The sequence below is a fragment of the Sphingomonas sp. genome (assembly GCF_025362505.1).
Taxonomy (GTDB): Bacteria; Pseudomonadota; Alphaproteobacteria; order Sphingomonadales; family Sphingomonadaceae; genus Sphingomicrobium.
This window is the reverse complement of sequence record NZ_JANYGG010000137.1, coordinates 1-9,578: the sequence shown is the minus strand read 5'-3', so window position 1 is coordinate 9,578 and position 9,578 is coordinate 1. Positions and strand designations below refer to the sequence as shown.

Genomic DNA, 9,578 nt, shown 5'->3' with positions numbered 1-9,578 from the left:
CGTCTTCTCCGAGACCAGCGTGGTGGTCATCACCCGCAATCTCGGCCTGACGGTGGCCCAGTCCACCGACTTGCGCCTGAAGATGCGCGACGCCGGCGCCCAGTTCAAAGTCGCGAAGAACAAGCTGGCCGTCATCGCCCTCGAGGGCACGCGCTATGGACCGATCGGCGAGATGCTGACCGGCCCGACCGCGCTTGCCACCTCGATCGACCCCGTTGCGGCCGCCAAGGTCGCAGTGGAGTTCGCCAAGACCAACGCCAAGTTGGAAATCGTTGGCGGCGCGATGGGTGACACGTTGCTCGACGTTGCAGGGGTCATGGCACTCGCCGCGCTCCCGTCGCTCGACCAGCTGCGTGCGAAGCTCATCGGGCTCATCCAGGCACCGGCGACCAAGATTGCCCGCACGATCAACGAACCGGGTGCCCAGTTGGCGCGCGTGTTCGGGGCTTATGCGGCCAAGGAAGCGGCATAGTTTCTTCGTTTCATTTTCAACGCATTGGGGCGCTGCCCCGCACAGGAGTTTAACATGGCTGACATCAACTCGCTGGTCGACCAGCTTTCGGCGCTGACCATTCTCGAAGCCGCCGACCTCGCCAAGGCCCTCGAAGAGAAGTGGGGCGTTTCGGCCGCCGCTGCCGTCGCGGTTGCCGGCCCCGCCGCCGCCGCTGGCCCGGAAGTCGAAGAGCAGACTGAATTCGACGTGATCCTCACCGGCGACGGTGGCAAGAAGATCAACGTGATCAAGGAAGTCCGCGCGATCACCGGTCTGGGCCTCGGCGAAGCCAAGGCGCTCGTCGAAGGCGCGCCGAAGGCTGTCAAGGAAGGCATCAACAAGGCCGAAGCCGAGAAGATCAAGAAGCAGATCGAGGAAGCCGGCGGCACCGTCGAACTCAAGTAAGCTTCCAACACAGTTTTGCGGCTGTCTTGAAGCAGTCGTGATCGGGAAAGGCGGCTCCGCAAGGAGTCGCCTTTTTCGCGCGTGCGCTGGCGAGTGCGACCAATCCCCAGCCCTATCAGGACTCGTATCCTCCCCCGCAACGCGCCAAGAGGGCGCATGACCGACCGCGCTTTGCCAACGGCATCCACCCCTTGATCGACTGGGTAATCATCCGCGGCCTGGCGGCGGCGTTCGCGGCCGGCTTGCTCATCGGGATCGAGCGCGGCTGGCGGCTGCGCCATGGCGCGAGCGGATCACGGATCGCTGGAATCCGGACCTTCACTCTGCTCGCAGTGAGCGGCGGCCTCATCGCGCTGATCGTCCAGTCGCTCGGGGCGATTGTCGGTGCGGTACCGCTAGCCGGCCTCGTGGCGGTCCTGGTCATGGGCTATGCGCGCCAGACGAGGGGCAGTGGAAAGCGCGACGCGACCAGCTTTGTCGCCGCGCTGATCGCCGTCGCGCTCGGCCTGCTCGCGGGATCGGGGCAGCCCATGGTGGCAATCGCCGGCGCTGCGCTAACCACGCTGATCCTGGCAGCGCGCGAACAATCGCACCGTTTCGTCAACCGGCTGAGCCGCCAGGATATCGACGCCTTCGCTTATTATGCGGTCATCGCCGGCGGAGTCCTGCCGTTCCTGCCCAACCGCCGCTTTGGTCCCTATGAGGCCTGGAATCCCTTTCAGCTATGGCTGGTGGTGGTGCTCGTCACCGGTTTCTCCTTCGCCGGCTACATCGCCAACCGGCTGGTCGGCCAGCGCAAGGGGACCCTCGCCACAGCCGTCATCGGCGGGGCCTATTCGTCGACCGCAGTGACCGCCTCGCTCGCCCAACGCTTGCGTTCGGGCGAGGAAGGGCCGTGGACCGCAGGCATCGCGATCGCCTCGGCGATCATGTACCTGCGCGTGCTGCTGCTGATTTTCGTGCTCGCCGGCGGGGCCTTTATACCGGTTGTCCGCGTAATCGGGCCGGCGATGATCGTGTCGTTCGCCGTTGCGCTGGTCGCCTGGCGCCGGTCGGCCACGGAGTCAGGCACCGGACAACCGTCGCTTGGCCGCAATCCGATCCAGCTGGCTCCCGCGCTCGGTTTCCTCGTGGCGGTGGCCGGGGCGGCGCTGCTGGTGCGCTGGGCGTCGGTCTCGTTCGGTGAACGCGGAGTCGCCTGGTCGCTGTTCCTTGCAGGGAGCTTCGACGTCGACGCGGCCATCGTCACCCTTTCAGGGTTGCCGGCAGGATCAATCGCGCCGCGCCTTGCGGGCCTCGCGATCGGCGGCACGGTGGCGGTCAACATGGCGTTCAAGATGGCGGTCACGGGGGCGACCGCCAGGCGACGAAGCGGCGCCGCTGTGCTGGCGCTGGGGTCCAGCCTGCTGGTCCTGCTCGCCTCGCTGGCGTGGGAGCTGCTTTAGGCGACCGGGCCGATTTTGCCCTCTTGCGCCCCGACCGAATCGGCCTATATCCCGTTTATCCAGAACATAACGGCCTCGCCGCACCTTTTCGTGCGTCCGGGGCCTTTCCTGCCCTCTCCGGGACAGGGCCCGAACCGCGCACGGGCCGAACGCAAGGAGAGGGGCAACAGGCCAAGCGCTCCGACCATCACGCCCGGCCCGTCCGGGGAGCCTCGGCCCCCGGTCCGTCCGGGTATCGAGCAACAGCGCAGGGATACCCATGGCCACCAAAGCGATCGACCTGACCTCGACGGCTCCGCGCCCGAACCACTCGCGCCGCATCCGCAAGATCTTCGGGAATATTCACGAGATCAGCGAAATGCCAAACCTCATCGAGGTCCAGCGCGAAAGCTATGAGCAGTTCCTTCGCTCCAATGCCGCGATCGGCTATGTTTCGGGTCTCGAGAAGACCCTGCGCTCGGTCTTCCCGATCCAGGATTTCGCCGGCACCGCGCACCTCGACTTCGATCGCTACGAGCTCGAGCACCCCAAGTTCGACACCGACGAGTGCCGCCAGCGCGGGCTGACCTATGCCGCGCCGATGAAAGTGACGCTGCGCCTCACTTCGTTCGAGATCGACCCCGACACCGAAGCCAAGTCGGTCATCGATATCAAGGAGCAGGACGTCTACATGGGCGACATGCCGCTGATGACGCGCAACGGCACGTTCATCATCAACGGCACCGAGCGCGTCATCGTCAGCCAGATGCACCGTAGCCCGGGCGTCCTGTTCGATCATGACCGCGGCAAGACCCATTCTTCGGGCAAGTTCCTGTTCGCCGCACGGGTCATCCCGTATCGCGGCTCGTGGCTCGACTTCGAGTTCGACGCCAAGGACATCGTTAACGTCCGCATTGACCGCAAGCGCAAGCTGCCGGTGACCGCGCTGCTCCACGCGCTCGGCCTGTCGAGCGAGGAGATCCTCAACCAATTCTACAACAAGGTGGTCTACGTCCGCGGCCCCAACGGCTGGCAGATCCCCTATGTGTCCGAGCAGTGGCGCGGGCAGAAGCCGGCCCATGACGTGATCAACGCCGACACCGGCGAAGTGATGTTCAAGGCGCACGAGAAGATCACGCCGCGTACCGCCAACAAGGCGGCCAAGGACGGGCTGGCGAACCTGATCATCCCGACCGAGGAAATCTTCGGTCGCTTCTCGGCCTATGACCTCGTCAACGAGGCGACCGGCGAGATTTACGTCGAGGCCGGCGACGAGATTTCGGCCGAGAATCTCGAGAAGCTCGACAAGGCCGGGACCGATCGGCTCGAGCTGCTCGACATTGATTATGTCAACACCGGCCCGTGGATGCGCAACACGCTCAAGGCCGACAAGTCGGAAGACGGCGACCAGGCGCTGAGCGACATCTACCGCGTCATGCGCCCCGGCGAGCCGCCGACGCGCGAGACCGCCGATGCGCTGTTCTACGGCCTGTTCTTCGATCCCGACCGCTACGACCTGTCGGCGGTCGGCCGGGTCAAGCTCAACATGCGGCTCGGCCTCGACGCCGAGGACACCGTCACCATCCTTCGCCGCGAAGACATCCTCGCGGTCGTGCAGGAGCTGATCAATCTCAAGGACGGCAAGGGCGACATCGACGACATCGACAACCTCGCCAATCGCCGCGTGCGGTCGGTCGGCGAATTGCTCGAGAACCAGTATCGCGTCGGCCTCCTGCGCATGGAGCGCGCGGTCAAGGAGCGGATGTCCTCGGTCGACGTGTCGACGGTCATGCCCAACGACCTGATCAACGCCAAGCCGGCGGTCGCCGCGGTCCGCGAATTCTTCGGCTCGTCGCAGCTGTCGCAGTTCATGGACCAGACCAATCCGCTGTCCGAAGTCACCCACAAGCGCCGCGTCTCGGCGCTCGGGCCAGGCGGCCTGACGCGTGAGCGCGCGGGCTTCGAAGTCCGCGACGTTCACCCGACCCACTACGGCCGGATCTGCCCGATCGAGACTCCGGAAGGGCCGAACATCGGCCTGATCAACTCGCTCGCCAGCTTCAGCCGGGTCAACAAGTACGGCTTCATCGAGACGCCGTACCGCAAGGTCATCGACAACAAGGTGACCGAGGACGTCGTTTATCTGTCGGCGATGGAAGAGGCCAAGCACACCATCGCGCAGGCCAACGCCGAAATCGACGCCGACAAGCACTTCGCCGAGGAAATCGTCTCGAGCCGTCGCTCGGGCGACTTCCTGATGGCGCCGCGCGACACGATCACGCTGATGGACGTCAGCCCGAAGCAGCTCGTTTCGGTTGCCGCATCGCTCATTCCGTTCCTGGAAAACGATGACGCCAACCGCGCGCTGATGGGATCGAACATGCAGCGCCAGGCGGTGCCGCTGTTGCAGGCCGACGCGCCGCTGGTCGGCACCGGCATGGAAGAGACCGTCGCCCGCGACTCCGGCGCAGCGATTGCGGCCCGCCGTTCGGGCATCGTCGACCAGGTCGATGCGACCCGCATAGTCGTCCGCGCGACGGGTGATCTTCGCCCGGGCGAGAGCGGCGTCGATATCTACACGCTGATGAAGTTCCAGCGCTCGAACCAGAACACCTGCATCAACCAGCGACCGCTGGTGAAGGTCGGCGACACGGTTTCGGCGGGTGAGGTCATCGCCGACGGCCCGTCGACTCAGTTCGGCGAGCTCGCGCTCGGCCGCAACGTGCTCGTCGCGTTCATGCCGTGGAATGGTTACAACTACGAAGATTCGATCCTGATCTCGGAGCGGATCGTCAAGGACGACGTGTTCACCTCGATCCACATCGAGGAGTTCGAGGTCATGGCCCGCGACACCAAGCTCGGGCCTGAGGATATCACCCGCGACATTCCCAACGTCGGTGAGGAAGCGCTCCGCAACCTCGACGAGGCGGGCATTGTGTACATCGGCGCCGAAGTCGAGCCGGGCGACATCCTGTGCGGCAAGATCACGCCGAAGGGCGAAAGCCCGATGACGCCGGAGGAGAAACTGCTCCGCGCAATCTTCGGCGAGAAGGCGTCCGACGTCCGCGACACCTCGCTCCGCCTGCCCCCGGGGGTTGCCGGCACGGTGGTCGAGGTCCGCTCGTTCAACCGCCACGGCATCGACATCGACGACCGTACACGGGCGATCCAGACCGAGGAGAAGGAGCGGCTGCGCAAGGACGCCGACGATGAAAAGGCGATCCTCAACCGCACGACCTTCTCGCGCCTCAAGGAAATGCTGCTCGGCCAGGTCGCGACAGCGGCGCCAAAGGGTATGAAGAAGGGCGCGACGCTCGACGAAGAGACACTCGACAGCATCGATCGCTACGACTGGTGGAAGATCGCCGTCAAGGACGACCAGCGCCAGGCCGATCTCGAAGCGCTCAAGGGCCAGTATGACGCCGCCGTCGGCGTGATCGTCGCCCGTCTCGAAGATCGCGTCGCCAAGCTCGAGGCCGGCGACGAGCTGCCCCCGGGCGTGCTCAAGATGGTCAAGGTGTTCGTCGCGGTGAAGCGCAAGCTGCAGCCGGGCGACAAGATGGCCGGCCGTCACGGCAACAAGGGCGTCATCAGCCGCATCCTGCCCAACGAGGACATGCCGTTCCTCGAGGACGGGACGCCGGTCGATATCGTCCTCAACCCGCTCGGCGTGCCGTCACGCATGAACGTCGGCCAGATCTTCGAGACCCATCTCGGCTGGGCCGCGCGCGGTCTTGGCCAGCAGATCGGCCAGATGCTTGAAGAAATGCACGAACGCGGCAAGGGCATTGCCGGCACCGATACCGCCAACATGAAGGCCAAGCTCAAGGACATCTACGGCGAGAATTATTTCGCCGAGATCGACAGCCGCGACGACGAAGCGACGATGGAGTTGGCCAGCAACCTGGTCGGCGGCATCCCGATGGGCACTCCGGTGTTCGACGGGGCGCGCGAGCCGGACGTCTCGGCGATGCTGGTCAAGGCGGGTCTCGATCCGTCGGGACAGGTAGTCCTGTTCGACGGCCGTTCGGGCGAGCCGTTCGATCGCAAGGTGACCGTGGGCTATATCTACATGCTCAAGCTGCACCATTTGGTCGACGACAAGATCCACGCGCGCTCGATCGGGCCGTACAGCCTCGTCACCCAGCAACCGCTGGGCGGCAAGGCCCAGTTCGGCGGCCAGCGCTTCGGCGAAATGGAGGTGTGGGCGCTGCAAGCCTATGGCGCCGCCTACACGCTGCAGGAAATGCTGACGGTCAAGTCGGACGACGTCATCGGCCGCACCAAGGTCTATGAGGCGATCGTCAAGGGTGACGACAGCTTCGAGGCGGGCATTCCCGAGAGCTTCAACGTGCTCGTCAAGGAAATGCGCAGCCTCGGCCTGTCGGTTGATCTGGACTCGGTCGTTGACCCCAACGCCGAACCGGCCGCGATCGCCGCCGAATAGCCTGACTCAAGGGGGCGGGCCGGCCTGCCCGCCCCCACGACATTTTCACCCGGCCCCTCCCGCCAGAGGGGAATGAGGAAGAGAAACGATGAACGAGCTGACCAACTTCGCCAATCCGATCGCCAAGCCGGAAACCTTCGACCAGATCCGCATCGGCATCGCCTCGCCCGACAAGATTCGGTCATGGTCGTTCGGCGAGATCAAGAAGCCCGAGACCATCAACTACCGCACGTTTAAGCCCGAGCGTGACGGCCTGTTCTGCGCCCGCATCTTCGGTCCGATCAAGGATTACGAGTGCCTGTGCGGCAAGTATAAGCGTATGAAATACAAGGGAATCGTCTGCGAGAAGTGCGGCGTTGAGGTCACCGTCTCGAAGGTCCGCCGCGAGCGGATGGGCCACATCGAGCTCGCCGCCCCGGTCGCGCACATCTGGTTCCTGAAGTCGCTGCCTTCGCGCATCGGCCTGCTGCTCGACATGCAACTCAAGCAGCTCGAGCGGATCCTCTACTTTGAAGCCTATGTCGTCATCGAGCCGGGCCTGACCAGCCTCGAGAAGTATCAGCTCCTCACCGAGGACGAGCTGCTCACCGCGCAGGATGAATTCGGCGAGGACGCTTTCTCGGCCGGGATCGGCGCCGAGGCCGTGCGCACAATGTTGATGGACCTCGACCTCGAGGGCGAACTTGCCGCGCTCAAGGAAGAGCTGGCGACGACCAAGTCCGAGCTCAAGCCCAAGAAGATCATCAAGCGGCTGAAGGTCGTCGAGAGCTTCATCGAGTCGGGCAACAAGCCCGAATGGATGATCCTCGAGGTTGTCCCCGTGATCCCGCCCGAACTTCGCCCGCTGGTGCCGCTCGACGGCGGCCGCTTCGCGACGTCGGACTTGAACGATCTCTACCGCCGCGTGATCAACCGCAACAACCGCCTCAAGCGATTGATGGAGCTGCGCGCGCCGGACATCATCGTCCGCAACGAAAAGCGCATGCTGCAGGAAGCGGTCGACGCTCTGTTCGACAACGGCCGCCGCGGCCGGACGATCACCGGTGCCAACAAGCGCCCGCTGAAGTCGCTGTCCGACATGCTCAAGGGCAAGCAGGGCCGCTTCCGCCAGAACCTGCTCGGCAAGCGCGTCGATTATTCGGGCCGCTCGGTCATCGTCACCGGCCCGGAGCTCAAGCTCCATCAATGCGGCTTGCCCAAGAAGATGGCGCTCGAGCTGTTCAAGCCGTTCATCTACTCGCGCCTTGACGCCAAGGGTCTGTCAATGACCCTGAAGCAGGCCAAGAAGTGGGTCGAGAAAGAGCGCAAGGAAGTGTGGGACATCCTCGACGAGGTGATCCGCGAGCATCCCGTGCTCCTCAACCGCGCGCCGACGCTCCATCGCCTCGGCATCCAGGCGTTCGAGCCGGTCCTGATCGAGGGCAAGGCGATCCAGCTTCACCCGCTGGTCTGCGCCGCGTTCAACGCCGACTTTGATGGCGATCAGATGGCCGTCCACGTTCCGCTGAGCCTCGAGGCCCAGCTGGAAGCGCGCGTCCTGATGATGTCGACCAACAACATCCTCTCGCCCGCCAACGGCAAGCCGATCATCGTTCCGTCACAGGACATGGTGCTGGGGCTCTATTACCTCTCGATCGAAAAGCAGAACGAGCCGGGCCAGGGCATGATGCTGTCGGACATGACGGAAGTGCATCAGGCGATTGCGGCGGGGGCGGTGACGCTCCACACCAAGATCATCAGCCGCGTTCCGCAGACCGACGAAGCTGGCAAGCAGTATATGAAGCGCTTCGAGACGACCCCGGGCCGCATGCTGCTTGGCGAGACGCTGCCGAAGAGCCACAAGGTGCCGTTCGAGACCGTCAACCGCCTGCTGACCAAGAAGGAAATCGGCGACGTCATCGACATCGTCTATCGCCACACCGGCCAGAAGGAGACCGTGCTGTTCGCGGATGCGATCATGAGCCTGGGCTTCCGCCACGCGTTCAAGGCCGGCATTTCGTTCGGCAAGGACGACATGGTCATCCCGGGTGCCAAGATCCAGCTGGTCGACGAGACTAAGGCGCTGGTGAAGGATTATGAGCAGCAGTATCAGGACGGCCTGATCACCCAGCAGGAAAAGTACAACAAGGTAATCGACGCCTGGTCGCGTTGCGGCGACCGCGTCGCGACCGAGATGATGAAGGAAATCTCGTCGGTCAAAATGCTCGACAATGGCCGCGAGGAAGATATCAACTCGATCTACATGATGGCCCATTCGGGCGCCCGCGGGTCGCAGGCGCAGATCAAGCAGCTCGCCGGCATGCGCGGCCTCATGGCCAAGCCGTCGGGCGAGATCATCGAGACCCCGATCATCTCGAACTTCAAGGAAGGCCTGACCGTCCGTGAATATTTCAACTCGACCCACGGCGCCCGCAAGGGCCTTGCGGACACGGCGTTGAAGACCGCCAACTCGGGCTACCTCACGCGGCGCCTCGTCGACGTGTCGCAGGATTGCGTCGTGATGGAGCTTGATTGCGGGACCGACCAGGCGCTCGAGATGCGCGCAATCGTCCAGGGCGGCGCGGTCATTGCTTCGCTCGGCGACCGCGTCCTTGGCCGCACCACGGCCGAGGACATCATGGACCCCAAGACGTCCAAGCCGATGATCCCCGAGGGCACGTTGCTCGATGAGGCGATGGTGCTTCAGCTCGAGGAAATCGGGCTGCAGGCGCTCAAGATCCGCTCGCCGCTCGTTTGCGCGGCGAAGATCGGCGTGTGCGGCAAATGCTACGGGCGCGACCTTGCCCGCGGCACGCCGGTCAACATCGGT

General features: G+C 64.3%; 5 protein-coding genes. All 5 read left to right on the top strand.

Annotated elements, in window-relative coordinates; all coding sequences use genetic code 11:
• The coding region (rplJ, locus tag Q0R27_RS13040) for a 50S ribosomal protein L10 (protein WP_293945659.1) at positions 1 to 472 on the top strand (472 nt) is incomplete at its 5' end.
• Between the two features lie 54 nt (positions 473 to 526).
• The gene (gene rplL, locus Q0R27_RS13035) at positions 527 to 898 is read left to right on the top strand and encodes a 50S ribosomal protein L7/L12 (protein WP_293945657.1); all 372 of its coding nucleotides are present in this window, start codon (positions 527 to 529) and stop codon (positions 896 to 898) included.
• 191 nt (positions 899 to 1,089) lie between these two features.
• Entirely contained in the window at positions 1,090 to 2,343 is a 1,254-nt protein-coding gene (locus Q0R27_RS13030) for a DUF4010 domain-containing protein (RefSeq protein WP_293945656.1), read from the top strand.
• Between the two features lie 259 nt (positions 2,344 to 2,602).
• Positions 2,603 to 6,769, top strand: a complete 4,167-nt coding sequence (rpoB, locus tag Q0R27_RS13025; RefSeq protein WP_293945655.1) for a DNA-directed RNA polymerase subunit beta — start codon at positions 2,603 to 2,605, stop codon at positions 6,767 to 6,769.
• Between the two features lie 88 nt (positions 6,770 to 6,857).
• The coding region (gene rpoC, locus Q0R27_RS13020) for a DNA-directed RNA polymerase subunit beta' (protein WP_293945653.1) at positions 6,858 to 9,578 on the top strand (2,721 nt) is incomplete at its 3' end.

Bases quoted from the DNA above. Each gene is read 5' to 3' on its own strand.
- rplL (WP_293945657.1), top strand. From the start codon at position 527: ATGGCTGACATCAACTCGCTGGTCGACCAGCTTTCGGCGCTGACCATT.
- rpoB (WP_293945655.1), top strand. From the start codon at position 2,603: ATGGCCACCAAAGCGATCGACCTGACCTCGACGGCTCCGCGCCCGAAC.